The 26,450-nt window shown below is 58.2% G+C and carries 19 protein-coding genes and 5 tRNA genes; 8 read left to right on the forward strand and 16 right to left on the reverse strand.

Features of this window, described 5'->3' with window-relative positions:
• The first annotated feature begins 155 nt into the window (after positions 1–155).
• From DCS96_RS17610 to cysG, 4 genes are all read left to right on the forward strand, one after another.
• The gene (locus DCS96_RS17610) at positions 156–1,952 is read left to right on the forward strand and encodes an assimilatory sulfite reductase (NADPH) flavoprotein subunit (RefSeq protein WP_116475725.1); all 1,797 of its coding nucleotides are present in this window, start codon (positions 156–158) and stop codon (positions 1,950–1,952) included.
• Positions 1,952–3,655, forward strand: coding sequence for an assimilatory sulfite reductase (NADPH) hemoprotein subunit (gene cysI / locus DCS96_RS17615; RefSeq protein WP_116475726.1), 1,704 nt, complete (start codon positions 1,952–1,954; stop codon positions 3,653–3,655). Before DCS96_RS17610 ends, cysI begins: the two co-directional genes overlap by 1 nt.
• Positions 3,645–4,412 (forward strand): phosphoadenylyl-sulfate reductase, encoded by a 768-nt coding sequence (locus DCS96_RS17620; RefSeq protein ID WP_198650124.1) that lies wholly within the window; start codon positions 3,645–3,647, stop codon positions 4,410–4,412. The genes cysI and DCS96_RS17620 overlap by 11 nt, the downstream gene beginning before the upstream one ends.
• Before the next feature lie 249 nt (positions 4,413–4,661).
• Positions 4,662–6,056 carry a siroheme synthase CysG gene (gene cysG, locus DCS96_RS17625; protein WP_116475728.1) on the forward strand — a complete coding sequence of 465 codons (1,395 nt, stop codon included), beginning with the start codon at positions 4,662–4,664 and terminating at the stop codon, positions 6,054–6,056.
• Between the two features lie 1,025 nt (positions 6,057–7,081).
• On the opposite strand, the gene rpoC is transcribed toward cysG, so the two are convergent.
• From rpoC to DCS96_RS17695, 14 genes are all read right to left on the reverse strand, one after another.
• Entirely contained in the window at positions 7,082–11,293 is a 4,212-nt protein-coding gene (rpoC, locus tag DCS96_RS17630; RefSeq protein ID WP_116475729.1) for a DNA-directed RNA polymerase subunit beta', read from the reverse strand.
• Positions 11,294–11,377: 84 nt separating this feature from the next.
• On the reverse strand, positions 11,378–15,406 hold the full coding sequence (gene rpoB, locus DCS96_RS17635; RefSeq protein ID WP_116475730.1) for a DNA-directed RNA polymerase subunit beta: 4,029 nt from the start codon (positions 15,404–15,406) through the stop codon (positions 11,378–11,380).
• Positions 15,407–15,631: 225 nt separating this feature from the next.
• On the reverse strand, positions 15,632–15,997 hold the full coding sequence (gene rplL, locus DCS96_RS17640; protein WP_116475731.1) for a 50S ribosomal protein L7/L12: 366 nt from the start codon (positions 15,995–15,997) through the stop codon (positions 15,632–15,634).
• A gap of 54 nt (positions 15,998–16,051) precedes the next feature.
• Positions 16,052–16,555, reverse strand: a complete 504-nt coding sequence (gene rplJ / locus DCS96_RS17645) for a 50S ribosomal protein L10 (RefSeq protein ID WP_116475732.1) — start codon at positions 16,553–16,555, stop codon at positions 16,052–16,054.
• A gap of 240 nt (positions 16,556–16,795) precedes the next feature.
• Positions 16,796–17,494, reverse strand: a complete 699-nt coding sequence (gene rplA, locus DCS96_RS17650) for a 50S ribosomal protein L1 (protein WP_116475733.1) — start codon at positions 17,492–17,494, stop codon at positions 16,796–16,798.
• A gap of 4 nt (positions 17,495–17,498) precedes the next feature.
• Positions 17,499–17,927 (reverse strand): 50S ribosomal protein L11, encoded by a 429-nt coding sequence (rplK, locus tag DCS96_RS17655; protein ID WP_116475734.1) that lies wholly within the window; start codon positions 17,925–17,927, stop codon positions 17,499–17,501.
• Positions 17,928–18,057: 130 nt separating this feature from the next.
• Positions 18,058–18,600 (reverse strand): transcription termination/antitermination protein NusG, encoded by a 543-nt coding sequence (gene nusG / locus DCS96_RS17660; RefSeq protein WP_116475735.1) that lies wholly within the window; start codon positions 18,598–18,600, stop codon positions 18,058–18,060.
• A 9-nt stretch (positions 18,601–18,609) separates the two neighbouring features.
• Positions 18,610–18,981 carry a preprotein translocase subunit SecE gene (secE, locus tag DCS96_RS17665; protein WP_116475736.1) on the reverse strand — a complete coding sequence of 124 codons (372 nt, stop codon included), beginning with the start codon at positions 18,979–18,981 and terminating at the stop codon, positions 18,610–18,612.
• A 64-nt stretch (positions 18,982–19,045) separates the two neighbouring features.
• Positions 19,046–19,122: transfer RNA gene (locus DCS96_RS17670), tRNA-Trp, on the reverse strand.
• 52 nt (positions 19,123–19,174) lie between these two features.
• A complete protein-coding gene (gene tuf / locus DCS96_RS17675) occupies positions 19,175–20,359 on the reverse strand; it encodes an elongation factor Tu (RefSeq protein WP_116475737.1) in 1,185 nt (394 codons plus the stop codon).
• 98 nt (positions 20,360–20,457) lie between these two features.
• Positions 20,458–20,533 (reverse strand) — tRNA-Thr (locus DCS96_RS17680).
• Positions 20,534–20,536: 3 nt separating this feature from the next.
• Positions 20,537–20,611 (reverse strand) — tRNA-Gly (locus tag DCS96_RS17685).
• 70 nt (positions 20,612–20,681) lie between these two features.
• Positions 20,682–20,766 (reverse strand) — tRNA-Tyr (locus tag DCS96_RS17690).
• Between the two features lie 9 nt (positions 20,767–20,775).
• Positions 20,776–20,851 (reverse strand) — tRNA-Thr (locus DCS96_RS17695).
• A 267-nt stretch (positions 20,852–21,118) separates the two neighbouring features.
• Here DCS96_RS17695 and coaA point away from each other — a divergent pair.
• Positions 21,119–22,060 (forward strand): type I pantothenate kinase, encoded by a 942-nt coding sequence (coaA, locus tag DCS96_RS17700; RefSeq protein ID WP_116475738.1) that lies wholly within the window; start codon positions 21,119–21,121, stop codon positions 22,058–22,060.
• Positions 22,061–22,105: 45 nt separating this feature from the next.
• Here coaA and birA read toward each other — a convergent pair whose 3' ends face one another.
• Together birA and murB are read right to left on the reverse strand one after the other, a co-directional pair.
• Positions 22,106–23,083 (reverse strand): bifunctional biotin--[acetyl-CoA-carboxylase] ligase/biotin operon repressor BirA, encoded by a 978-nt coding sequence (gene birA, locus DCS96_RS17705; protein ID WP_116475739.1) that lies wholly within the window; start codon positions 23,081–23,083, stop codon positions 22,106–22,108.
• Positions 23,071–24,108, reverse strand: coding sequence for a UDP-N-acetylmuramate dehydrogenase (gene murB, locus DCS96_RS17710; RefSeq protein WP_408646020.1), 1,038 nt, complete (start codon positions 24,106–24,108; stop codon positions 23,071–23,073). The genes birA and murB overlap by 13 nt, the downstream gene beginning before the upstream one ends.
• A 204-nt stretch (positions 24,109–24,312) precedes the next feature.
• Between murB and DCS96_RS17715 the strand changes: the two genes are divergently transcribed.
• Genes DCS96_RS17715 through DCS96_RS17725 form a run of 3 tightly spaced genes read left to right on the forward strand, consistent with a single transcriptional unit; the run spans position 24,313 to position 26,203 of the window.
• Complete coding sequence (locus tag DCS96_RS17715) at positions 24,313–24,723, forward strand: ketosteroid isomerase-related protein (RefSeq protein ID WP_116475741.1); 411 nt, start codon at positions 24,313–24,315, stop codon at positions 24,721–24,723.
• A complete protein-coding gene (locus tag DCS96_RS17720; RefSeq protein ID WP_116475742.1) occupies positions 24,723–25,331 on the forward strand; it encodes a GNAT family N-acetyltransferase in 609 nt (202 codons plus the stop codon). Before DCS96_RS17715 ends, DCS96_RS17720 begins: the two co-directional genes overlap by 1 nt.
• Positions 25,328–26,203, forward strand: coding sequence for a carbon-nitrogen hydrolase family protein (locus DCS96_RS17725; RefSeq protein WP_116475743.1), 876 nt, complete (start codon positions 25,328–25,330; stop codon positions 26,201–26,203). The genes DCS96_RS17720 and DCS96_RS17725 overlap by 4 nt, the downstream gene beginning before the upstream one ends.
• The last annotated feature ends 247 nt before the right edge of the window (positions 26,204–26,450 follow it).

Consider the following 26,450-nt stretch of genomic DNA (forward strand, 5'->3'; position numbering starts at 1 on the left):
CGCTCGCCCCGTCCCTGTATACCCCCGGCCATAGAACCGTCGCGACAAATGCTTTCATATTCTTTGATGGAATAAAAAATCATCTTTTATTCTTTATTGTTTTCCGTTGACCTGGCTTAAGCTGTCCGCTATCTGGAAAAGTGGAAGGCACAGTCATGCTTTTAAAGGAACTCGCGGCGGCAGCCAGCCCGCTCAACGAACAACAAGTACACAAGCTCACTCAGGTGGCTGCCGAACTGAGTGCCACCCAGCTGGCCTGGGTCAGCGGCTATTTTTACGGTATCAGCCAGCAGGCCCAGGGGCTGACAGTGGCGCCGGCGGCCAGCGCCCAGCCCGCCGCCACGCTGACCATCCTCTATGCATCACAAACCGGCAACGCCAAAGGCGTGGCAGAAGCGCTCAAGGCACAGGCCGATGCCGCCGGCATTCAGGCCGGGCTGTTCAATGTGGCCGACTTCAAGATCAAGCAGCTGAAGAAAGAAACCCATCTGCTGATCGTCACCAGCACCAATGGCGAGGGCGAGCCGCCCGATGACGCCATCGAGTTCCATAAGCAACTGAAAGCCGGCAAGGTCGGCAAGCTCGACGGCCTGCACTATGCCGTGCTGGGGCTGGGGGATTCTTCCTACGAGTTTTTCTGCCAGACCGCCAAGGACTTTGACGAATACCTGGCCAATGCCGGCGGCAAACGCCTGCTGGACCGGATCGATTGCGATGTGGATTACGACGCTGCGGCCGAGTCCTGGAGCAAGTCGGCCATCAGCCTGCTGGAGGATGCCCTCAAGGTCGAGCAAGCCGCCGCCAACGGCGCCGTGGTCAGTCTGCCCAAGACCGCCGGTGTCTATACCAAGAAAAATCCTTACCAGGCCGAGCTGATCACCAACCAAAAGATTACCGGTCGGGATTCCGACAAGGATATCCGCCACATCGAAATCTCCCTGGAAGACTCAGGCCTGAGTTATCAGCCCGGCGATGCCCTGGGTGTCTGGTTCGATAACGATCCAGCCCTGGTAGACGCGCTGCTGGCCCAGGTCGGTGTGGCCGCCGATACCAAGGTCAAGGTGGATGACGAGGTGCTGGACATACGCGAGGCCCTGATCCGTCATTACGAGCTGACCCAGGGCTATGCCAGCTTCGTGCAAGCCTATGCCGAACTGTCCGGTGCCAAGAAACTGTTGAAGCTGGTGGAAGACAAGGCCGCGTTGCGCGAATACTGTGCCGAACACCAGATCCTGGATATCGCCCGGGAGAAGAAAACCAAGCTGACGGCCGAACAGCTGCAGGGCGCCCTGCGCCGCCTGACGCCGCGGCTGTACTCCATCGCCTCCTCCCAGGCGGAAGTGGAAGAAGAAGTCCACCTGACCCTGGGCGTGGTACGCTTCGAGCAGAAAGGTGAAGAGCGCAGCGGCGGTGCCTCTTCCTTCCTGGCCGATCGGGTGGCCGAAGGCGGCCAGGTACGGGTGTTTGTCGAACACAATGACAACTTCCGCCTGCCGGCCAACGGTGACACGCCGGTGATCATGGTGGGCCCGGGTACCGGCATCGCCCCCTTCCGGGCCTTTATGCAGGAGCGGGAAGCCCAGGATGCAGGCGGCCAGAACTGGCTGTTCTTCGGCAACCCCCATTTCACCCAGGATTTTCTCTACCAGATCGAATGGCAGCGCTACGTCAAGTCCGGCCTGCTGAACAAGATCTCCCTGGCCTTCAGCCGGGATCAGGCCGAGAAAGTCTATGTCCAGCATAAACTCCGCCAGCAGGGCGCCGAAGTCTATGCCTGGCTGGAACAGGGTGCCCACTTCTATGTATGCGGTGATGCCAACCAGATGGCCAAAGACGTGCATGAAGCCCTGATCGAGCTGGTGGCCGAGCACGGCGGCAAGAACCGCGAACAGGCCGAAGAATATGTCGATGCGCTGCGCAGCGCCAAGCGTTACCAAAGGGATGTTTACTGATGAGCGAACAAAAACTGTCCGACAACGAGCGCCTCAAGCGCGAAAGCAACTTCCTGCGCGGCACCATAGAGCAGGATCTGCAGGATCCGCTTACCGGCGGCTTCAACGGCGACAACTTCCAGCTGATCCGTTTCCACGGTATGTATCAGCAGGATGACCGCGATATCCGCAACGAGCGTACCGCCCAGAAGCTGGAGCCACTGCACAATGTCATGCTGCGCGCTCGCCTGCCCGGCGGCATCATTACCCCTGAGCAGTGGCTGGTTATCGACAAGTTTGCCGAAGAAAGCTCCATCTACGGCAGCATCCGTCTGACCACCCGCCAGACCTTCCAGTTCCACGGCGTGCTCAAGCGTGACATCAAGCACATGCACCAGGTACTGAACAGCACCGGCATCGACTCCATCGCCACCGCCGGCGACGTCAACCGCAACGTGCTGTGCACCAGCAACCCGGTCGAGTCCGAACTGCATCAGGAGGCCTACGAATGGGCCAAGAAGATCTCCGAGCACCTGCTGCCCAAGACCCGCGCCTACACGGAAATCTGGCTGGACGGTGAGCGGCTGGACACCCCTGACGAAGAACCGATCCTGGGCTCCACCTATCTGCCACGCAAATTCAAGACCACGGTCGTGATCCCGCCGCAGAACGATGTGGATGTGCATGCCAATGATCTGAACTTCATAGCCATTGCCGATAACGGCAAGCTGGTGGGCTTCAATGTGCTGGTAGGGGGTGGCCTGGCCATGACCCATGGCGACACCGCCACCTATCCACGCAAGGCCACCGACTTTGGCTTTATTCCCCTGTCCCATACCCTGGAGGTGGCCGCCGCCGTGGTCACCACCCAGCGGGACATGGGTAACCGTTCCGAGCGCAAGAACGCCAAGACCAAGTACACCCTGGAGCGGGTCGGTATCGAGGTGTTCAAGGCCGAGGTCGAGAAACGGGCCGGCATCCAGTTTGCCGACAGCCGCCCCTATGAATTTACCGGCCGCGGCGATCGCTTTGGCTGGGTAGAGGGCATAGACGGCAAGCATCACCTGACCCTGTTTATCGAGAACGGACGCCTGCTCGACTATCCGGGCAAGCCGCTGAAAACCGGCATGCGCGAAATTGCCAAGGTGCACAAGGGTGATTTCCGTCTGACCGCCAACCAGAACCTGATCATCGCCGGTGTCGCCGCCAAGGACAAGGCCAGGATCGAGAAGCTGGCGCGCGCCCACGGCCTGCTGGAAGACAGTGTCTCCGAGCAGCGCAAGAACTCCATGGCCTGTGTCGCCCTGCCCACCTGCCCGCTGGCGATGGCCGAGGCGGAGCGCATGCTGCCGGCCTTTGTCACCGACATCGAAGGACTGCTAGCCAAGCATCAGGTGGCCGACGACGCCATCATCTTCCGGGTGACCGGCTGCCCCAACGGCTGTGGCCGTGCCATGCTGGCCGAGATAGGCCTGGTGGGCAAGGCGCCCGGCCGCTACAACCTGCACCTGGGCGGCAACCGGGAAGGCACGCGTATTCCGCGCATGTACCGGGAAAACATCACCGAGGCCCAAATCCTGGAAGAAATAGATACACTGATCGGCCGCTGGGCGACCGAGCGTGAGTCGGGCGAAGGGTTCGGCGATTTTGTTATCCGCGCCAAGGTCATTGCCCCGGTCGTGGACTCAGCGAGGGACTTTTATGCTAGCTACTATGACATCTAGCCTGCTGCCCAGCCTTGATGAGCTGAACAGCCTGCCCCGGGTGGAACAGCAACAGGCCCTGAAACCCCTGAACCAGCAACTGGCGGCCATGACGGCCGCCGAGCGGGTACGCTGGGCTCTGGAGAACCTGGAAGGAGAGCCGGTGCTCTCCTCCAGCTTCGGTATCCAGGGAGCCCTGATGCTGCACCTGGTAACCCGGGAGCAGCCGGGTATTCCGGTGATCCTCACCGACACCGGCTACCTGTTCCCGGAAACCTACCGCTTCATCGATGAGTTAAGCGAGCGGCTCGACCTGAACCTCAAGGTCTACCGGGCGCATACATCGCCTGCCTGGCAGGAAGCCCGCTACGGCAAGCTGTGGGAACAAGGGGTAGAGGGTATCACCCGTTACAATCAGCTGAACAAGGTCGAACCCATGCAACGCGCCCTGCGCGAGCTGAACGCCGGTACCTGGTTCTCCGGCTTGCGCCGTAGTCAGTCCGACACCCGTGAAGGGCTGCAGGTACTGGGACTGCAAAACGGCCTGTTCAAATTCCTGCCGGTGATCGACTGGAGCAACAAGGACGTCCATTACTACCTGCAGGAACATGGGCTCCCCTACCACCCCCTATGGGAACAGGGCTATGTCTCGGTGGGCGATGTACACACCACCGTCAAGTGGGAGCCGGGCATGAGCGAAGCCGATACCCGCTTCCACGGCATGAAGCGCGAGTGCGGCCTGCATGAGCAGGAGGAGCTAGACGGCAGCGGTATTTAACGCGCCCGTCCCGACCTTCCCCTTGCAATGTATGCCTCGGCCCCGAGGACGGCTACGCCGCCCTCGGGGCCGAGCTCCCCTCCAGCTCGTCGGGTTGGCTGCAGAAAGGCGGCAATAACCCAGCTTACTCCCGTCGGCCACAAACCGCTTTCAAATACCCAAAAAGAATAAAAAATTATTTTTTAGTATTTTGAGGGATAAGCATTTCTGCCTATAGTCTAGTTATCTTATTAATCGGCAGGACCAGTCATGGCACATCTACCTCTTTTTATCAAAATAGAACAGCGCCCTTGCCTGGTGGTTGGTGGTGGCTCGGTGGCGGCCCGCAAAGTCAGGCTGCTGCTGGCGCGGGGAGCCCGGATCACCCTGGTCGCCCCCACCCTTGCCGACGAGCTGCAGGCCATTCGGGAGCAGTTCACCTGGCTGGCCCAACCCTTTGATGAAGCCCATCTGGATGGTCAGTTTCTGGTGATCGCCGCCACCGACAACCTGGAAGTCAATGCCCGGGTCTATCAGCTGGCCAATCAGCGGGGCCTGCTGGTCAACAAGGCCGATGACAGCAAACGTTCTGCCGTGATTTTCCCCTCCATCGTCGAACGGCCACCGATACAGGTCGCCTTCAGCACTGGCGGTGGTTCCCCCTCGCTGGCCCGGTTGTTGCGAGCCCGCCTGGATGCCCTGTTACCCAGGCACTTCGGTGAGCTGGCCACCCTCTCGGGCCGTCTGCGGCAGGCGGTAAAACAGTGCTTTGCCGACAGTGAGCAGCGGCGTCGGTTCTGGGCCCGCACCCAGGACGATCAGACCCTGAATGCCCTGCTGAAACAAGGCAATCTGGCGGCCGCCGAAATCTGGCTGCAGCAGGAAATGCAGGCACCGCAGACCGGTGAGGTCATACTGGTGGGTGCGGGCCCGGGTGATCCCGACCTGCTGACCATCAAGGCATTAAACGAGCTGCAAAAGGCCGATGTGGTGCTGTTTGATCAGCTGGTCTCCGACGAGATCCTGGCCCTGATCAGGCCCGAAGCGGAACGGATTTCGGTGGGCAAGAAGGCCGGTCATCACAGTGTGCCCCAGGAACAGATCAATGACTTGCTGGTCAGCCATGCGCAAGCCGGTAAACGGGTGGTGCGTCTGAAGGGCGGCGATCCCTTCATGTTCGGCCGCGGTGCCGAAGAACTGCAAACCCTGCGCGAGGCCGGGATCCGCTACCAGGTGGTACCCGGTATCACCGCTGCTGCCGGAGCCACCGCCTATGCGGGTATTCCCCTGACCCACAGGGATCATGCCCAGAGCGCGGTGTTTATCACCGGCCACTGCAAGAAAGACGGCATCGAGCCGGACTGGGCCTCACTGGCGAGTGGCAACCAGACCCTGGTCATTTATATGGGCCTGATGCGCTCGGCTCATATCCAGCAACGGCTGGTTGAGCATGGCCGTGCCGGGGCTACGCCCATCGCCCTGATTGAACGGGGCACCACCCAGGACCAGCGGGTAATACGCGGGCGCCTGGAGCAACTGGCCGAACTGGCTACCCGGGTAGAAAGCCCGGCGCTGATCGTGATTGGAGAAGTCACGACCCTGGCCGACTCTCTTGCCTGGTTCAAGGCCGAGGATGCCCATCAGGCCGCAGTCAACTACGCCTGAGTCCGCCCCCTGGATTGTCCCGACCTGAAGGCATGTGGCCTGACTTCCCTGTGCAGGCCTGCTCCCCCAGCCTGATAAGCCCCATGTGAGTGTCCATAACCGGACGCTTCATGATGACCATAATTATGTTCACCATGACCCTGATGCCCGCAGTGACGAAGCAGCGCAGCCAGGGCGAACATTCATAAATGTTCGCTGCTGGGTTCACTGGTAACTGTCATGTTATGCGGTAGCTCGGTGGCAGCCCTGTTGATGCTTCACCTTGCAGGAGATATCGACGCGCATGACCAGCAGAGCTTATGGCAGGTAATACCAAACAGATTAAATAACTGATCTATGTTGTCGCTCTGTAAAGGTCGGACAAGGGGCCCGCTCCGACGACCCGCTTCGAGCACATCCCTGTGACGCTCAGCACATGACGTCCCTGTCATGTGATGGTCGGCGGAGCAGATCCCTTTGTGCTCCTGATTCGCCTATTGGCGCCGGCTGCGGACAACTCGGTGTTCAGAAAGAGGTAACAGAGATGGCCTCCCACGACCGTGAAATGCCATGGATGGCATTTCACGGTCGTGGGAGGTAACTGTGTTGCCTCTGAAACTCAGGCTTAAATATGATCAGATCTTTATTCAAATTGGCAGGGAAACAGACCTCCCAGGCTAATGCGCGTGACCTTCACACTTATGCCTGCCGCATATACGCCGATGGCTTCCGTGTAAGTATGGGACTTTAGCAGTAATGGCTACCTAACCCACCATCAACACCTCGTATGCAATTTCCGTTCGTCAGGCCAGTGCTTTGCCTTCGGCTTCCTTCAGATCCTACCTCACGATGGACACCCTTGCCGTTCGGCTAATGATTCCCCTTACCTTACCGGGCTCACAGAGGACTTGCACCTCCAAGTTATCCGGCCAGCACCATGCGTACCGGAACAGCGTCTGTTAAGACACTACGCGCCATGCCTGGCGCACCATAAAAAAGGGCCCCCTTGCGGGAGCCCTTGTCTTATCAGCGAGTCGAGATATTACTTATTCTTCATTGCTACCGGCAGCGTTCAGCAGGTCGGCCAGACTCTGTTCGGCTTCATCCGCCGAAATCTGTACCGGCTGCTCCGGCTGACGTTTGGCCTGACGGCCCTGATGGTAGGCAAAACCGGTACCGGCAGGTACCAGACGGCCCACGATCACGTTCTCTTTCAGGCCACGCAGATCGTCTACCTTGCCGGAGACGGCCGCTTCGGTCAGTACCCGGGTGGTTTCCTGGAAGGAAGCCGCCGAGATAAAGGACTCGGTGCTCAGGGATGCCTTGGTGATCCCCATCAGCACATGGCGGTAGATGATAGGACGCTTGCCCTCGGCTTCCAGCACACGGTTGGCCTGACGGATACGCACCACTTCGCCCTGTTCGCCGTTGATAAAGTCGGAATCACCGGCATCCAGGATCTCGGCACGACGCAGCATCTGACGCACTATGGTCTCGATGTGCTTGTCGTTGATCTTAACACCCTGGAGGCGATAAACCTCCTGCACCTCGTTGGCGATATAGTTCGCCACCGGGCTGATGCCGCGCAAGCGCAGGATATCGTGGGGTGACTCTGGGCCATCGGCCAGCACTTCGCCCTTCTCGACCTTTTCACCTTCGAACACGTTGAGGTGACGCCACTTGGGGATCATCTCTTCGTAGGCGTCGCCGCCTTCGATCGGAGTGATCACCAGGCGACGCTTGCCCTTGGTCTCTTTACCGAAGGAAATGGTGCCCGAGATCTCGGCCAGGATAGCCGGTTCTTTCGGCTGACGGGCTTCGAACAGATCGGCAACCCGTGGCAGACCACCGGTAATATCCTTGGTACCGCCGGATTCCTGGGGAATACGGGCCAGGGCATCACCCACGTTAAGCTGGGCGCCATCTTCCAGGCTGACGATCGCGCGACCGGGCAGGAAGTACAGCGCGGCCAGATCGGTCCCCGGGATAAAGACGTCTTTGCCGGCCTCATCCACCAGTTTCACGGTCGGGCGCAATTCCTTACCGGCGCTCGGACGCTCGTTGACGTCCATCACCACAATGCTGGACAGACCGGTCAGCTCGTCGGTCTGACGGCTGATGGTCACACCATCGATCATATCGATAAACTTGATACGACCAGCCACCTCGGTCACGATCGGATGGGTATGCGGATCCCAGTTGGCCACCACCTGACCGGCCTGCACGGCTTCACCGTCGGCTTTCTCCAGCAGCGCACCGTAGGGCAGCTTGTGGTTTTCCCGGGTCTGACCCATCTCGTCGATAATGGTCAGCTCGGAAGAACGGGACACGATCACCGTCTTGCCATCGCTGTTGGTAACGAACTTGGCGTTCTGCAGCTTGACGGTACCGGCATTTTTCACCTGAATACTGTTTTCCGCTGCCGCCCGCGAGGCCGCACCACCGATGTGGAAGGTCCGCATGGTCAGCTGGGTACCCGGTTCACCGATGGACTGGGCGGCGATAACACCGACCGCTTCACCCTGGTTGACCAGGTGGCCACGGGCCAGATCACGACCGTAACAGTGGGAACAGACGCCGTGGTCGTTATCACAGGTGATAACGGAGCGCACCTTGACCCGATCGACGGAGTTGGCTTCCAGCTCGTCACACCACTTCTCGTCGAGCAGGGTGTTACGGGCAACCAGTATTTCCTCTTCGGTACCCGGACGCACCACATCTTCGGCCACCACCCGGCCCAGCACCCGCTCACGCAGTGGCTCGACCACGTCACCGCCTTCGATCAGCGGTGTCATCCACAGCCCCTCGAAGGTGCCGCAGTCGTCGGAAGTGATCACCAGATCCTGGGCTACGTCGACCAGACGACGGGTCAGGTAACCGGAGTTCGCGGTCTTCAGTGCCGTATCGGCCAGACCCTTACGGGCACCGTGGGTCGAGATAAAGTACTGCAGTACGTTCAGACCTTCACGGAAGTTCGCGATAATCGGCGTTTCGATGATGGAGCCATCCGGCTTGGCCATCAGACCACGCATACCCGCCAACTGACGGATCTGGGCGGCACTACCCCGGGCGCCGGAATCGGCCATCATAAAGATGCTGTTGAAAGAGGATTGCAGCTCTTCCTCACCGTCGCGGTTGATAACCTTGTCCTTCGACAGGTTATCCATCATCGCCTTGGACACCCGCTCGTTGGCACTGGCCCAGATATCGATAACCTTGTTGTAGCGCTCACCCGCGGTCACCAGACCGGACTGGAACTGATCCTGGATCTCGGTTACTTCCGCTTCGGCTTCACCGATGATGTCTTTCTTGGCATCCGGGATCACCATGTCGTTGATGCCCACGGAAACACCAGACAGGGTGGCGTAATGGAAACCGGTATACATCAGCTGGTCGGCAAAGATAACCGAATCTTTCAGACCCAGACGACGGTAACAACCGTTCAGCAGCTTGGAGATCTGCTTCTTGCCCATCGCCTGATCGATCATCTCGAAGGGCAAGCCCTTCGGCACGATCAGGCTCAGGATGGCCCGGCCTATGGTGGTGTCGCGAATGGCGGTACGCTCAACCATTTCGCCGTCTTCCATTTTCTCGAAGTCGGTGATACGCACCTTGACCCGGGCATGCAGTTCGGCATGGCCGGCACGATAGACCTTCTCGGCCTCTTTCGGGCTGGTCAGCAACATGCCTTCGCCCTTGCCGTTGACCTTGTCCCGGGTCATGTAATACAGACCCAGTACCACGTCCTGAGACGGGACAATAATCGGCTCGCCGTTGGCGGGAGACAGAATGTTGTTGGTCGACATCATCAACGCACGGGCTTCGAGCTGGGCTTCCAGGGTCAGCGGTACGTGTACCGCCATCTGGTCACCGTCGAAGTCGGCGTTATAGGCCGCACACACCAGCGGGTGCAGCTGGATGGCCTTGCCTTCGATCAGCACCGGCTCGAACGCCTGGATACCCAGACGGTGCAGGGTCGGTGCCCGGTTCAGCAATACCGGATGTTCGCGGATCACGTCGTCCAGGATATCCCAGACCACGGCTTCCTCACGCTCGACCATCTTCTTGGCGGCCTTGATGGTGGTCGCCAGGCCACGTGCTTCCAGCTTGCCGTAGATGAAGGGCTTGAACAGCTCGAGCGCCATCTTCTTGGGCAGACCGCACTGATGCAGGCGCAGGGTCGGACCCACGGTAATAACGGAACGACCGGAATAGTCGACCCGCTTACCCAGCAGGTTCTGACGGAAACGTCCCTGCTTACCCTTGATCATGTCGGCCAGGGACTTCAGCGGGCGCTTGTTGGAGCCGGTGATGGCACGGCCACGGCGGCCGTTGTCCAGCAGAGCGTCAACAGACTCCTGCAGCATACGCTTTTCGTTGCGCACGATAATATCGGGCGCGGCCAGATCCAGCAGACGCTTGAGACGGTTATTACGGTTGATCACCCGGCGATACAGATCGTTCAGATCCGAGGTCGCGAAGCGTCCGCCGTCCAGCGGTACCAGCGGACGCAGGTCCGGCGGCAACACGGGCAGCACTGTCATTACCATCCACTCGGGCTTGTTGCCGGAGAAATGGAAGGCTTCCATCAGCTTGAGGCGCTTGGTGATCTTCTTGCGCTTGGTTTCGGAGTTGGTCTGATCCAGCTCCTCGCGCATGGTCTTGATTTCATTTTCCAGCTCGATGGCACGCAGCAGGGACAATACCGCCTCGGCGCCCATCTTGGCATCGAATTCGTCACCCCACTCTTCGAGCGCATCCAGGTATTGCTCTTCGGAGAGCATCTGGCTGCGTTCCAGGTTGGTCATACCCGGCTCGATTACCACGTAGGATTCGAAGTACAGCACCCGCTCGATATCGCGCAGGGTCATGTCCATCAGCAAGCCGATGCGGCTCGGCAGGGACTTCAAAAACCAGATATGGGCAACCGGGCTGGCCAGCTCTATGTGCCCCATGCGCTCACGGCGCACCTTGGTCTGGGTAACTTCAACGCCACATTTCTCACAGATCACACCGCGATGCTTGAGGCGCTTGTATTTACCGCACAGACACTCATAGTCCTTGACCGGTCCGAAGATCCGGGCACAGAAAAGGCCGTCACGCTCCGGCTTGAAGGTACGGTAGTTGATGGTCTCCGGCTTTTTGACTTCGCCATAGGACCAAGAGCGGATCATGTCCGGAGAAGCCAGACCGATTTTGATACCGTCAAACTCTTCAGTCTTACTCTGCGCTTTCAAAAACTTAAGCAAGTCTTTCACGTTAGTCTCCTGTGAGGAGTTCTACCTGGGCGCCCCAGTTCCCAAAGAAAGAGGGGCGCCGTTATTTCGAGGCAGTCTCTCGCCTTAATTTTCTTCCAGCTCGATGTTGATACCGAGGGAGCGGATTTCCTTCAACAGTACGTTGAAGGACTCGGGCATGCCCGGCTCCATGCGGTGATCGCCGTCCACGATGTTCTTGTACATCTTGGTCCGGCCGTTCACATCGTCCGACTTGACGGTCAGCATTTCCTGCAGGGTATAGGCGGCACCGTATGCTTCCAGTGCCCACACTTCCATCTCCCCGAAACGCTGACCACCGAACTGGGCTTTACCGCCCAGCGGCTGCTGGGTAACCAGACTGTAAGAGCCGGTAGAACGGGCATGCATCTTGTCATCCACCAGGTGGTTCAACTTCAGCATGTACATATAGCCCACGGTGACCGCACGCTCGAAGGCATTGCCGGTACGGCCGTCATACAGGGTGATCTGGCCGGACTCCGGCAGATCGGCCAGTGTCAGCAGACGCTTGATCTCGTGCTCACGGGCACCGTCAAACGCCGGCGTGGCGATAGGCAGACCCTTGCGCAGGTTTTCTGCCAGCACCTTGACCTCCGCATCGGAGAAGCTGCTGATATCGATCTTCTGCTGAACACCGTCACCCAGGTTATAGACTTCCTGGAGGAATTCGCGCAACCGGGCCAGCTCCTGCTGTTCCTTGATCATGCGATCGATCTTCTCGCCGATGCCCCGGGCAGCAAGGCCCATATGGGTTTCGAGGATCTGACCGATGTTCATCCGCGAGGGTACACCCAGCGGGTTCAGCACGATATCGACCGGACGGCCATGCTCGTCGTGCGGCATATCTTCTATCGGTACTATAGTAGAAACCACACCCTTGTTACCGTGACGACCGGCCATCTTGTCACCAGGCTGGATGCGACGCTTGACCGCCAGGTAAACCTTGACGATCTTGAGCACGCCCGGCGCCAGATCATCACCCTGGGTGATCTTGCGACGCTTGTTCTCAAACTTCTTGTCGAAGTCCGCCTTCAACTCGGCATACTGCTCGGCGATCTGCTCCAGCTCGACCTGCTTGGCTTCGTCGTCCAGCGCCTGCTCCAGCAATTTGACGCGAGCGATCTTGTCGACCTTCTCGGCGCTCATGCCGGCGGCAATCAGCACGGAACGGGCACGGGCATAAATGCCGTCCTCGAGGATGCTGAACTCTTCGGTCAGGTCCTTCTTGGCCTGCTTGAGCTGCATCTGCTCGATGTCCTGGGCGCGCTTGTCTTTTTCCACACCATCGCGGGTAAAGACCTGCACGTCGATCACGGTACCGTATACGGAGTTCGGCACCCGCAGCGAAGAGTCCTTCACGTCGGAGGCCTTCTCACCGAAGATGGCACGCAGCAGCTTCTCTTCCGGCGTCAGCTGGGTTTCACCTTTCGGTGTTACCTTGCCCACCAGGATATCGCCCGGCTTGACTTCGGCACCCACATACACGATACCGGACTCATCCAGCTTGGAGAGCGCGGCTTCACCCACGTTGGGGATATCGGCGGTGATCTCTTCCGGACCCAGCTTGGTGTCACGGGAGATGCTCGACAGCTCCTGGATGTGGATGGAGGTCAGGCGGTCTTCCTGCACCACCCGCTCACTCAGCAGGATGGAGTCTTCGAAGTTGTAACCGTTCCAGGGCATGAAGGCGACGCGCAGGTTCTGACCCAGGGCCAGTTCACCCAGGTCGGTGGACGGGCCGTCGGCCAGTACATCACCGCCCAGTACTCGCTCGCCCGGCATCACACAGGGACGCTGGTTGATACAGGTGTTCTGGTTGGAACGGGTATACTTGGTCAGGTTGTAGATGTCGATACCGGCTTCGCCCGGCAACATCTCTTCTTCATTGACCTTGACCACAATACGGGATGCATCGACATAATCGACGATACCACCACGCTTGGCCACTGCGGTCACACCCGAGTCCACCGCCACGGCACGCTCGATACCGGTTCCCACCAGCGGCTTGTCGGCACGCAGGGTCGGCACCGCCTGACGTTGCATGTTCGAACCCATCAAGGCCCGGTTGGCATCATCGTGCTCGAGGAAGGGGATCAATGAGGCCGCGACCGATACGATCTGCTGCGGGCTCACATCCATGTACTGGATCTGATCCGCGTTCATATAGGTGGCTTCACCCTTGTGGCGACAAGGTACCAGGTCTTCCAGCAGGCGACCCTGCTCATCGACGGCGGCGTTGGCCTGGGCGATCACGAAGTGACCTTCCTCGATGGCGGACAGGTAATCCACCTCGTCGGTGATCTGGCTGTCTATTACCTTGCGGTAAGGGGTCTCGAGGAAACCGTATTCATTGGTGCGCGAATAGCAGGCCAGCGAGTTGATCAGACCGATGTTCGGACCTTCGGGCGTTTCGATAGGACACAGGCGACCATAGTGGGTCGGGTGTACGTCTCGCACCTCGAAGCCGGCACGCTCACGGGTCAGACCGCCCGGGCCCAGGGCCGAAATACGGCGCTTGTGGGTCACTTCCGACAGCGGGTTGTTCTGATCCATAAACTGGGACAGCTGACTGGAGCCGAAGAATTCCTTAACGGCAGCCGAAATTGGCTTGGCGTTGATCAGATCCTGTGGCATCAGAGTATCCAGGTCGCCCAGCGACAGACGCTCTTTGACCGCCCGCTCAACACGGACCAGGCCAACGCGGAACTGGTTCTCGGCCATTTCGCCGACGGAACGGATACGACGGTTACCCAGGTGGTCGATATCGTCCACCTCGTCATTGCCGTTACGGATGGCAATCAGCTGTTTCATCACGTCGACGACATCGGACTTGGTCAGAGTACCAGATCCATTCGAGTCATCACGCAGCAGACGACGGTTGAACTTCATCCGTCCGACGGTAGACAAGTCGTACCTGTCTTCAGAGAAGAACAGGTTTTCAAACAGGGTCTCGGCCGCATCACGGGTAGGCGGCTCGCCCGGACGCATCATGCGATAGATTTCCACCAGGGCCTCGAGCCGGCTGGTAGAGGAATCGATACGCAGGGTCTCGGACATGTAGGCGCCGTGATCCAGCTCGTTGGTAAACAGGGTTTCGAACTGCTTGAAACCGGCCACGGACAGGTTGGCCAGGTTTTCCAGGCTCAACTCGCTGTTGGCGGCAACGATCACTTCACCGGTATCGGCGTTGATATAATCCTTGGCCGACACCTTGCCGACGGCATATTCCACCGGCACTTCGATCTGCTCGACACCGGCCTTTTCCAGCTGACGGATATGGCGTGCGGTGATACGGCGACCGGTTTCCACCACGGTTTCACCCTCGACGACGATATCGAATGAGGCGGTGTCACCGCGCAGGCGCTCGGGCTTGAGCTCCATCATCAACTTGCCATCGATCACTTCGAATTTGGTGGTCTCGAAGAAGGTGGCCAGGATGTCTTCGGTGGTGAAGTCGAGCGCGCGCAGGATAATGGATGCGGGCAGCTTGCGACGACGGTCGATACGGACAAACAGGTTGTCTTTCGCATCGAATTCAAAATCGAGCCAGGAACCACGGTAAGGGATCACCCGGGCGTTATAGAGCACCTTCCCGGAGGAATGGGTCTTGCCACGGTCGTGATCGAAAAACACACCCGGGCTGCGGTGCAGCTGGGAAACAATTACCCGCTCGGTACCATTGATCACGAAGGTACCGTTTTCAGTCATGAGCGGGATTTCGCCCATGTAGACTTCTTGCTCTTTGATGTCCTTGACAGTACCGGCCGCAGCTTCTCTGTCATACAACACCATACGCAACTTGACGCGCAGGGGCGCCGAGTAAGTCACACCACGGATTTGACATTCCTGTACGTCAAATACGGGCTCACCCAGACGATAGCTGACATACTGCAACTCGGCAGAGCCAGAATAACTGGTGATAGGGAAAACGCTACGGAAAGCCGCTTCCAGACCGTACTCGCCTTGCGGATCTGCATCAATAAACTGTTTGAAGGAGTCAAGCTGGATTGACAGCAGGTAAGGCGTGTCCAAGACCTGGTCACGCTTACCGAAGTCCTTACGAATGCGTTTTTTCTCTGTGTAAGAGTAAACCATAGGGTTCCTCAGCTCGCTGATAAGTGACCCACTCTGTCCAAATGGGACAGCTCTAAAAACACCGTTTTTTGTAAGACACGGGTCTCTCGACAAAACCCGATGGCTGGTACGACAAGAGGATCAAACGATGTGAAAATTCCCCTCGTCCCACAGCGCAAAAGGGCCGGTGAATAAAGATTCACCAGCCCTAGCCCGATTACTCAGGCCGCAAAGCTATAGTGTAGCTTATTTGAGCTCAACAGAAGCACCGGCTTCTTCGAGTTCTTTCTTCAGTGCTTCGGCTTCGCCTTTGCTCAGCTGCTCTTTAACAGCGGCAGGAGCGGACTCAACCAGGCCTTTGGCTTCTTTCAGGCCCAGGCCGGTAGCGCCACGAACGGCCTTGATAACGGCAACTTTGTTGGCGCCAGCACCGGTCAGGATCACGTCGAACTCGGTCTGCTCTTCAACGGCAGCACCGGCATCGCCAGCAACGGCAACAGCAGCAGCGGCAGAAACGCCGAACTTCTCTTCCATTGCTTCGATCAGTTCAACAACTTGCATTACAGACATTTCTGCAACGGCTTCAATGATTTGGTCTTTAGTGATAGACATGACTCAAATTCCTAATGTTCTGAAGTATTCGGTAATCAAGCAGCCAGAAACAGCTTAGGCGGCTTCGGCTTCTTTCTTGTCGCGCAGGGCAGCGATGGTACGAACCAGCTTGCCAGCGGAGGCTTCTTTCATAGTCGCCATCAGCTTCGCAATTGCTTCGTCGTAAGTCGGCAGTTTTGCGAGACGGTCAATATCGGCTGCGGGGATAAACTCGCCCTCGTATGCCAGACCCTTCACCTCAAACGCTTTCTGCTCTTTGGCAAAATCCTTGAACAGACGGGCAGCTGCGCCCGGGTGCTCGTTGGAAAACGCGATCAGGGTAGGACCAACAAATACCTCTTTCAGGCATTCGTAGTTGGTCTCTTCCACTGCCAGGCGAGCCAGGGTGTTACGGACTACCTTGAGGTAGATACCGTTTTCACGGGCTTGCTTGCGCAGGGTGGTCATGGCAGCTACAGTCACGCCGCGAGAATCGGCAACAACTGCAGACAGGGCGCCCTTGGCAGCTTCGTTGACTTCAGCAACAATTGCTTTTTTGTCGTCGAGTCTTAATGCCATTGGCTAAACTCCTGGATTCCACCTGGGAAATTCCCAGATTAAACACACGCCTCTTTATCAGAGGCACCAAGGTGGCAGATTCCAGAAGAAAGGAAATCTTTCTAACTGGGTCCCGGCACCATCTACGCTGGAAAATTAAGACATCAAAGTCTCCAGCGGTCTTGGACGGGAGTCGAAGCCCCCAACCAAATTACAAGGCGCAAAATTCTAAGAGAAAAGCTGCGCCTTGTAAATGCTTAATTAAGCAACATCCAGGCTAGCTTGCTCGATAGTCACGCCGGCGCCCATGGTGGTGGACAGGCTGACTTTCTTGATGTACTGGCCTTTGGAGGAAGCCGGCTTGGCACGCTTCAGCGCACCCAGCAGGGCTTCCAGGTTGCCTTTCAGCTTTTCTGCGTCGAAATCAACCTTACCGATGGTGGTATGGATGATACCGTTCTTGTCGTTACGGTAGCGCACCTGACCGGCCTTGGCGTTTTGTACCGCTTCGGCAACGTTCGGGGTCACGGTGCCAACTTTCGGGTTCGGCATCAGGCCGCGCGGGCCCAGGATCTGACCCAGCTGGCCGACAACGCGCATGGCGTCGGGAGAGGCGATAACAACGTCAAAGTTCATTTCGCCTTTCTTGACCTGCTCGGCCAGGTCATCCATACCGACCAGCTCGGCACCGGCAGCCTTGGCGGCTTCGGCGTTGGCACCCTGAGTGAATACGGCAACGCGCACGTCACGACCGGTACCGTGTGGCAGCACGGTGGCGCCACGCACGTTCTGGTCGGATTTACGTGCATCGATGCCCAGGTTGACGGCAACGTCGATGCTTTCTACGAATTTAGCGGTCGCCAGCTCTTTCAGCAGGGCAACGGCTTCATTGATTTGGTACTCTTGTGATGCATTAACGCGCTCACGGATGGTACGCATGCGTTTGGTCAGTTTAGCCATCGTCTTAGCCCTCCACTACCAGGCCCATGGACCGGGCAGTACCTTCGATACAACGAACACGGGCGTCCAGATCGGCACCGGTCATGTCCTGCAGTTTCACAGTTGCGATTTCTTCCAACTGAGCGCGGGTAATGGTACCCACCTTCTCTTTGTTGGGTTTACCGGAACCGGACTTGATGCCAGCCGCTTTACGCAGCAGGTAGGCCGCAGGCGGAGTCTTGGTTTCGAAGGTGAAGGAGCGGTCACTGTAGACGGTAATGATAACCGGAGTCGGTGAACCTTTTTCCAGGCTTTCTGTACGGGCGTTGAACGCCTTACAGAATTCCATGATGTTGACACCGTGCTGACCCAGAGCCGGACCAACGGGCGGACTCGGGTTAGCTGCACCGGCTGCAACCTGCAGCTTGATGTAGGCTTGTACTTTCTTGGCCATTTGAAAAATACCTCGTGAATGGGTGATAGCGCCTCGGAGTCTTGCTCCTTATCGGCTCCCCAAAGTTAAAAGGGCGGCAAATTGTAGTGATTTTTGCCGCCCTTCGCAAGAGATGATGAGTGAAATTCGCTCAGCTCTTTTCTACCTGTCCAAACTCCAGCTCGACCGGGGTGGAACGACCGAAGATCAGCACGGATACCTTGACCCGGCTCTTCTCGTAGTCCACCTCTTCAACCACGCCGTTGAAGTCGGCAAAGGGCCCATCAGAGACCCGCACCACCTCACCCGGCTCGAACAGGGTCTTGGGTTTCGGCTTGTCGACCGCATCTTGCAAGCGATTGAGGATAGCATCGGCTTCTTTATCGGAAATGGGTGCCGGACGGTCGGAGGTACCGCCGATAAAGCCCATTACCCGGGGGATGCTGCGGACCAGATGCCAGGTGTCATCGTTCATCAGCATCTGCACCAGCACGTAGCCGGGGAAAAACTTGCGTTCGCTCTTGCGTTTTTGTCCGGCACGCATTTCCACCACTTCTTCGGTGGGTACCAGCACTTCGCCAAACTGATCTTCCATGCCGTGCATCTTGATATGCTCGCGCAGGGACTTGGCTACGCGGGACTCATAACCGGAAAACGCCTGGACCACATACCAACGCATTCTTTGTTCAGACATGGTTTATCCTTATACTCCAGTAACCAGATTGACCAGCCATACCAGCAGGCCATCCAGCAAAAACAGGAACAGGCCCACCAACGCGGTGACAGCCAGCACGATCAGGGTAGTTTGAATGGCTTCCTGTCGGGTCGGCCAGACCACCTTGCGCATTTCCATGCGGGATTCACGGGCAAAGGCGAAAGAGCTTTTGCCTTTTTGGGTTTGATAGGCAAGGAAGCCTGCAACGGCAACCGCCACCACTACCCCAGCAGCACGGATAAAGACGGCGAGATCACTGTAAAGATAATTGGCTACCACGGCTGCGGCCAGAACAATGAAAACCAGACCCCATAACAGGGAATCTTTGGCCCCGCCCTGGCTCTCGGTGTTTGCACTCATAAGCTACCTGTTTAAAAACTTAAGTCTGTTACAGACGCAAAAGCCCCGCTGTTGGCGAGGTGGATGGCAGGGGCGGAGGGACTCGAACCCCCAACCGTCGGTTTTGGAGACCGCCGTTCTACCAATTGGAACTACGCCCCTAATACAAGAAAGCCCCTATTATAGGGGCTTTCTGATGCGATTGTAAGCGCAATTAGTCGATGATTTTGGCTACTACGCCGGCACCAACGGTACGGCCACCTTCACGGATAGCGAAGCGCAGACCTTCTTCCATCGCGATGGGAGCAATCAGGTTGACCACCATCTTGATGTTGTCGCCAGGCATAACCATTTCAACGCCTTCCGGCAGTTCGATGGTACCGGTCACGTCAGTGGTACGGAAGTAGAACTGAGGACGGTAGCCTTTGAAGAACGGAGTATGACGGCCGCCTTCTTCCTTGGACAGTACGTATACTTCGGATTCGAAACCGGTGTGCGGGGTGATGGAACCCGGCTTGGCCAGAACCTGACCACGCTCAACGTCTTCACGCTTGGTACCACGCAGCAGAACACCTACGTTCTCACCGGCACGACCTTCGTCCAGCAGCTTGCGGAACATTTCAACACCGGTACAGGTGGTCTTGGTGGTTTCTTTGATGCCCACGATGGCAACTTCTTCACCTACCTTGATGATACCGCGCTCAACACGACCGGTAACAACGGTACCACGGCCCTGGATGGAGAACACGTCTTCGATAGGCAGCAGGAAGGCACCGTCAACGGCACGCTCGGGCTCAGGGATGTAGGAGTCCAGGGCTGCAGCCAGCTCAATGATCTTCGGCTCCCACTCGGGATCGCCTTCCAGGCCTTTCAGCGCGGAACCCTGGATAACAGGGATGTCGTCGCCCGGGAAGTCGTACTCGGACAGCAGTTCGCGCACTTCCATCTCAACCAGCTCGAGCAGCTCTTCATCGTCAACCATGTCACACTTGTTCATGAACACAACGATGTAAGGTACACCTACCTGGCGGGCCAGCAGGATGTGCTCACGGGTTTGCGGCATGGGGCCGTCGGTAGCGGCAACAACCAGGATGGCACCATCCATCTGGGCAGCACCGGTGATCATGTTTTTCACATAGTCGGCGTGGCCAGGGCAGTCAACGTGAGCGTAGTGACGGGTTTCGGTGTCGTACTCAACGTGAGAAGCGGCGATGGTGATACCACGGGCCTTTTCTTCAGGGGCGTTGTCGATCTGGTCGAAAGCGCGGGCGGCGCCACCAAACTGCTTAGCCAGGACGTTGGTGATGGCAGCGGTCAGTGTCGTCTTACCGTGGTCAACGTGGCCGATGGTACCAACGTTAACGTGCGGTTTGTTACGTTCAAATTTTTCTTTAGACATGCTCGTCCCTCTAACTGGTTTGGTGGTGAGCTATACCACGCGAATCGCAAGTAGGAAGTATATAACAAAAAAGGCTTGAGGGTGCCGGGGTAAAGAAGTGGTGCTGATACCCAGATTCGAACTGGGGACCTCACCCTTACCAAGGGTGCGCTCTACCGACTGAGCTATATCAGCATCTGGAGCGGGCAGCGGGAATCGAACCCGCATCATCAGCTTGGAAGGCTGAGGTAATAGCCATTATACGATGCCCGCAAAACTCTTTACTTTGAACAACCGTCAAACCGCTTTATTCCAGGAAGGTCAGATAACCTGCCTGTAAATTTGGTGGAGGGAGCTGGATTCGAACCAGCGAAGGCTGAGCCGTCAGATTTACAGTCTGATCCCTTTGGCCACTCGGGAACCCCTCCAAATTTTCATGGTGCCGGCAGAAGGAGTCGAACCCTCGACCTACTGATTACAAGTCAGTTGCTCTACCAACTGAGCTATGCCGGCACAAGAGCGAGGCGAATTCTAGGGCAAGGACTTGGGTGGATGCAACACCTTTGGTTCAAGTTTTTTATTTCGCCGGCCTGTTCGTGCAAAAAACCGCCAATAACGGTCACTCCGGATAGTTCGCCGGGCCATATGTCCCCCGTCTCAAACGCACGGCACTGTTGTTGTGACCGTAAATCCTCAAAAATTCATTAAGGTGCCGACAAGCCTGTCTTGTTCATCATTCAACCATGGTGTATCGTCCTCGGGCTAATACAGGACTCGCCCATGAAGATAGATAACAACTCGCCCTATCTGGCCTTTTCCCGTGAAACCTGGTCAGAGCTGCGTGATGCGGTGCAATTACCATTGACGGAAATTGAGCTCAAACGCCTGCAGGGCATGAACGATAAAGTATCACTGGATGAAGTCAGGGACATTTATCTGCCCCTCTCCCGCCTGCTGAACCTCTATATCAAGGCCAAACAAAGGCGTAACAGGGTACTGGATCAATTCCTGGGCAAAGATCCCCATCATGTCCCCTATGTAATCAGCATCGCCGGCTCGGTGGCCGTGGGCAAGAGTACCACGGCGCGTATTCTGCAGGCCTTGCTTGAGCGCTGGCCACAGCACCCCAAGGTTGCCCTGGTGACCACAGACGGCTTCCTCTATCCCAATGCGGTACTGGAGCAACGGGGACTAATGCAGAAGAAGGGGTTCCCCCAGTCCTATGATATTCGCCGCCTGGTCCAGTTCGTGTCCGAGATCAAATCCGGCAAGCCAAGGGTGACGGCTCCCGTCTATTCCCACCTGTTCTACGACATAGTGCCGGATCGGGAAACCGTGGTGGAGCTACCGGATATCGTGATTATCGAGGGGCTGAACGTGCTGCAGAGCGGCATGGATTATCCCCATGAGCCCCACCGGGTATTCGTCTCTGACTTTGTTGATTTTTCAATCTTCGTGGATGCAGATGAACGGCTGTTGAAAACCTGGTACGTGGAGCGCTTCCTCAAGCTGCGCTCCGGGGCCTTTACCGATCCCGATTCCTACTTCAAGCACTACGCCCAGCTGTCCGAGGAAGAAGCGGTGGCCGTCGGCAGCCGTATCTGGCAGGAAATCAACTACAAGAACCTGAAACAAAATATTTTACCCACCAAAGACAGGGCCGAGCTAATCCTGACCAAGGGCCGGGACCATGGGGTGGAAAAGATCTGGCTGAAGAAGTAAATCCGGGATGGGGGATTCGGGACTGACCCAGTCCCGAATCCCGAGTCACAAATCCCCAGTGTTGCCGCGCAGTGAGATTTCCCCTCCCAGGAAACGTCTGATTTCCCCGCTCTCCAATTCCAGCAACAGGGCTCCCTGCTCCTCGATACCCCTGGCGATACCATGAATTTCCTGCTCGCCCATCAATACCCGCACCGGTTTGCCGTTGAAATAGTCCAGCCGGTTCCACTGCTCCCGAAAGTCCGCTATGCCGTTGGCCTCGAAACGGGTCAGATACTCCTGTAAATAGCGGACCAGGGTCACCACCAGGCGGTTACGATCGGTCACCGGGGCCAGCTCGGCCAGTTCGGCCCAGGGCTGATCGATGCGTTGCTGCTGCTCACGGGGCAGCACCAGATTGAGCCCCATGCCGATCACCAGATGGCAGGGACCACCGGCGGTCCCGGACATTTCCACCAGTATGCCCGCCAGTTTGCGTCCGTTCAGATATAAATCATTGGGCCACTTTAGCTGCACACCGGTAAAGCCTTCCGCCGCCAGGGCCTCGACCACGGCGATACCCACCACCAGGCTCAGGCCCATGGCTGCCGCCATGCCCTGATCCATGCGCCAGTACATGCTCATGATCAGCTGGCCGCCAAAGGGGGATATCCAGGTGCGGCCTCTCCGGCCACGCCCGGCGGTCTGGCATTCGGCCAGGCAGACATCACCCTTGTCGAGACGCTCGATTGACTCCATCCAGTACTGATTGGTCGAACCGATCACCGGGACACATTCCACCCGACCCGGCGCCAGTGCCCGGGCCAGGCGTTCGGGATCCAGTAACTGCAGTGGTACCGACAGCCGATAGCCCCTGCCGCTAACACTGTAGATATCCAGGCCCAGCGCCTTCAGCGCCTGTACATGCTTGCTGACCGCAGCCCGACTGATGGCAAGCCGTTCGCCCAGCTGCTCTCCGGAATGAAACTGGCCGTCGGCCAGTTGGCTGAGCAGCGCTTCCCGCAGCGGGGTCAGGACAGACATGACAGTACCTCGTCCAGGTTGGTTTCCCCCTTATCATCCAGGATGCGCACTTCCGGCTCCAGACGCACGCCGAACTGCTGCTCGACCCGCTCGCGCACCAGCTCGGCCAGACGGATCAACTGCTCGGCGGTGGCGCCGCCATGGTTGACCAGTACCAGCGCCTGTTGGCTGTGGACACCTGCACTCCCCACCCGAGTGCCTTTCAGCCCGGCCTTGTCGATCAGCCAACCGGCGGCCAGCTTGGCCAGGCCGGGCTCGGCCGGAAACACCGGCATACCGGGCCAGGCGGCCTGCAAGGCGTGCGCCTGAGCCAGGCTGACCTTGGGGTTTTTGAAAAAGCTGCCGGCATTGCCCAGCACCTTGGGGTCAGGCAACTTGGACCTACGGGTCGCGCATACTTGTTCGAAAATCTGCCGGGGGGCGGCCTGCTCACCCAGCTCCGCGAGCGGACCATAGCCGGTGCGGGGCTGCCAGTTCTTGGGCAGCCGCAGGGTCACGCTCAGGATCAGATGGTGTTTGGCCTGGTGCTTGAATACGCTGTCCCGGTAGCCAAACACACAATCGGCGGCGGACCAGTGCACCAGCTCCCCCGTATGCCAGTCAAGGCTCTCTACCTGCTCGCAGTACTGGGCCAACTCGACACCATAGGCACCAATGTTCTGGATCGGTGAAGCGCCGACGGTACCGGGGATCAATGCCAGGTTTTCCAGTCCGGGCATCTGCTGCTCCAGGGTCCAGCACACCAGCTGGTGCCAAATTTCTCCCCCTTCAACCTTGAGCAGCCAGGCATCGTTCGTTTCCGTCACCGCTATGCCCTTGAGCCGGTTGACCAGCACCAGGCCATGGAATGGCGCGGTAAGCAGCAGATTGGAGCCCTCCCCCAGGATCAACAAGGGTTCATCCTGTCGCGCTTGCCACAGGCTGAATAATTGTTCCCTTTGCTCCACCACCACCAGCCTGTCGGCGGTTTGGGTCAGACCAAAGGTATTGTAGGGGGCAAGGGATGCCTGAGTGAGCAACATGATGGAGTATCCTGAATAAACGCCGCGTCAGTGTACCCCAAGTGCCGGGTCGGGTTAAGTCATCCCTTGGCGGCGTGCACCTTCCGGGCGCACCTATTTTTGCCGGGGTGTAAAAGTGATTTGCCGGTCGGGGCAGACAGACCAGCTTGACCACTCCGGTGGTTTCGCCGAGATTATCCCCTGATTCAGGACCAGGAAAACAACACCATGAGCAGAGCAGACACCGAACGGCTGATCGCCGACTATTACCAGGCCTTTAACGACGGCGACATGGATACCTTTCTCAATCTGCTGACCGATGATGTGCAGCACGACATCAACCAGGGTGGACGAGAGGTCGGCAAGGCCGCCTTCGCGGCCTTTATGGAACGCATGAACCGCAACTACCGGGAGCGCCTGGTCGACATCCAGATCATGGCCAATGCGGATGGCACCCGGGCCGCCGCCGAATTTGTGGTTCTGGGCGAATACCTGGTGACCGATGAAGGCCTGCCCGAGGCACGCGGCCAGCAATACCGACTGCCTGCCGGTGCCTTCTTCGAGCTGCGCGACAACAAGGTTGCCCGTATCAGCAACTACTACAATCTCAACGACTGGGTAGCCCAGGTCAGCGCCTGATGAGCAGCTCCGTACAACTCCTTACGGTTACCGGCCAGGGTCTGACGCCCTGGCTGGAACGGCTGGCCGGGCTGCGTATCCGGGTGTTCCGCGACTTTCCCTACCTCTATGACGGTAGCCTGGACTACGAAGCCGAGTACCTGAGCACCTATACCCGCACCGAGACCAGCGTCTGCGTGCTGGCGCTCGATGGCGAGCAACTGGTCGGGGCCTCTACCGGGCTGCCGCTGTGTCATGAGATGGAGGCCTTTCAGCGTCCCTTTATCGCGCAGGGAATGGCGGTCGAGCGCGTCTTCTACTGCGCAGAGTCCGTGCTGTTGGCCGCCTATCGGGGTCAGGGCATCTACCGGGCTTTCTTCGACGGACGCGAGGCCCACGCCCGCCGGCTGGGCGGCCTTGCTTACTCGGCATTCTGCGCCGTTGAGCGGTCGGCCGACCACCCGTTACGCCCCGCCGGCTACCAACCCCTGGAGCCGATCTGGCGGCACTTCGGTTATCGGCCCGAACCCGGCCTCAGCACCCACTTCGGCTGGAAGGATATCGATCAGCCGTCAGAGACCGACAAGGCCATGCAGTTTTATCTTAAACGACTGGACACCGCATCATGACTCCTCCCCTTCGTCTGGCCTGTGCCCAGTACCAGATCGATTTCCTGCCGGACTGGACCGCCTATGAACGCAAGATCCGCCGCCTGGTGGCGGAGGCGGTCGAGCGGGACGCCAACTTCCTGCTGTTTCCGGAATACTTCAGCATGGAACTGGCTTCCCTGTTTGAAGAACCGGTCTACCGCTCACTCCATGGCCAGCTGGAGGCCATGCAGGACCTGCTGGCTGATTTCAAGACCCTGTTCGGCGCCCTTGCCCGGCAATACAAGCTGCACATACTGGCCGGTACCTTCCCGGTTCGCCAGCCAGACCAGAGCTACCGCAACCGTGCCTACCTGTTCCGTCCCGACGGCAGTGACGACTGGCAGGACAAGCTGCAGATGACGCGCTTCGAGAACGAACAATGGCAGATCGACGCGGGTACCGAGCTCAAGGTGCTGGATACCGCCTTCGGCAAGGTAGGCGTGGCCATCTGCTATGACAGCGAATTTCCCCTGCTGGCCCGCCGCCAGGTCGAGGCCGGCGCCAACCTGATCCTGGTGCCGAGCTGTACCGACACCCAGGCAGGCTTCAACCGGGTACGTATCGGTTGCCAGGCCAGGGCACTGGAAAACCAATGTTTCGTGGCCCAGTCTCCGACCATAGGGACGGCCCCCTGGTCGGAAGCGGTGGACGTCAATACCGGTCGGGCCGCCATCTATACCCCGGTGGACTACGGCTATCCGGACGACGGCGTGCTGACCATGGGCGAGCCCGAACAAGCCCAGTGGGTGGTGGCCGAACTGGATCTGGACGCCCTGGCCGAAGTCAGGGCCAAGGGTCAGGTGTTCAACCACAGGGACTGGGACGGGCAGCTGCGGTTTGAGACCACCTAATTAAGCATCTCGCCATATCTGGCGGTCGCTAGAAACAATCCCTGTTGCCTCTTGTTAACACCTGATTTGGCTGTGGATAGCACAAACAGGCAATATCGGTACATCAAGGAGGACGAAGCGATCTGCTCCACCGACCTTCTGTTTCAGGGACGAAACAGAGAGCGTATATGGATGTATCCATAGCGAGTCGGTGCGCGGGCCCTTTGGCCGATTTATACTCTGTAGCGAGAATTGGCAATCTGCCGGG

Origin of the sequence: Zobellella maritima, from assembly GCF_003075035.1 — a bacterium.
Taxonomy (GTDB): Bacteria; Pseudomonadota; Gammaproteobacteria; order Enterobacterales; family Aeromonadaceae; genus Oceanimonas; species Oceanimonas maritima.

Excerpts from the sequence above, each read along its gene's own strand:
- cysI (WP_116475726.1), top strand. The coding sequence starts at position 1,952 with ATGAGCGAACAAAAACTGTCCGACAACGAGCGCCTCAAGCGCGAAAGC.
- rpoB (WP_116475730.1), bottom strand. The coding sequence starts at position 15,406 with ATGGTTTACTCTTACACAGAGAAAAAACGCATTCGTAAGGACTTCGGT.
- rplL (WP_116475731.1), bottom strand. The coding sequence starts at position 15,997 with ATGTCTATCACTAAAGACCAAATCATTGAAGCCGTTGCAGAAATGTCT.
- cysG (WP_116475728.1), top strand. The coding sequence starts at position 4,662 with ATGGCACATCTACCTCTTTTTATCAAAATAGAACAGCGCCCTTGCCTG.
- tuf (WP_116475737.1), bottom strand. The coding sequence starts at position 20,359 with ATGTCTAAAGAAAAATTTGAACGTAACAAACCGCACGTTAACGTTGGT.
- rplK (WP_116475734.1), bottom strand. The coding sequence starts at position 17,927 with ATGGCCAAGAAAGTACAAGCCTACATCAAGCTGCAGGTTGCAGCCGGT.
- rplJ (WP_116475732.1), bottom strand. The coding sequence starts at position 16,555 with ATGGCATTAAGACTCGACGACAAAAAAGCAATTGTTGCTGAAGTCAAC.
- nusG (WP_116475735.1), bottom strand. The coding sequence starts at position 18,600 with ATGTCTGAACAAAGAATGCGTTGGTATGTGGTCCAGGCGTTTTCCGGT.
- birA (WP_116475739.1), bottom strand. The coding sequence starts at position 23,083 with ATGTCTGTCCTGACCCCGCTGCGGGAAGCGCTGCTCAGCCAACTGGCC.
- secE (WP_116475736.1), bottom strand. The coding sequence starts at position 18,981 with ATGAGTGCAAACACCGAGAGCCAGGGCGGGGCCAAAGATTCCCTGTTA.
- DCS96_RS17720 (WP_116475742.1), top strand. The coding sequence starts at position 24,723 with ATGAGCAGCTCCGTACAACTCCTTACGGTTACCGGCCAGGGTCTGACG.
- rplA (WP_116475733.1), bottom strand. The coding sequence starts at position 17,494 with ATGGCTAAACTGACCAAACGCATGCGTACCATCCGTGAGCGCGTTAAT.
- DCS96_RS17715 (WP_116475741.1), top strand. The coding sequence starts at position 24,313 with ATGAGCAGAGCAGACACCGAACGGCTGATCGCCGACTATTACCAGGCC.
- DCS96_RS17620 (WP_198650124.1), top strand. The coding sequence starts at position 3,645 with ATGACATCTAGCCTGCTGCCCAGCCTTGATGAGCTGAACAGCCTGCCC.
- DCS96_RS17610 (WP_116475725.1), top strand. The coding sequence starts at position 156 with ATGCTTTTAAAGGAACTCGCGGCGGCAGCCAGCCCGCTCAACGAACAA.
- coaA (WP_116475738.1), top strand. The coding sequence starts at position 21,119 with ATGAAGATAGATAACAACTCGCCCTATCTGGCCTTTTCCCGTGAAACC.
- DCS96_RS17725 (WP_116475743.1), top strand. The coding sequence starts at position 25,328 with ATGACTCCTCCCCTTCGTCTGGCCTGTGCCCAGTACCAGATCGATTTC.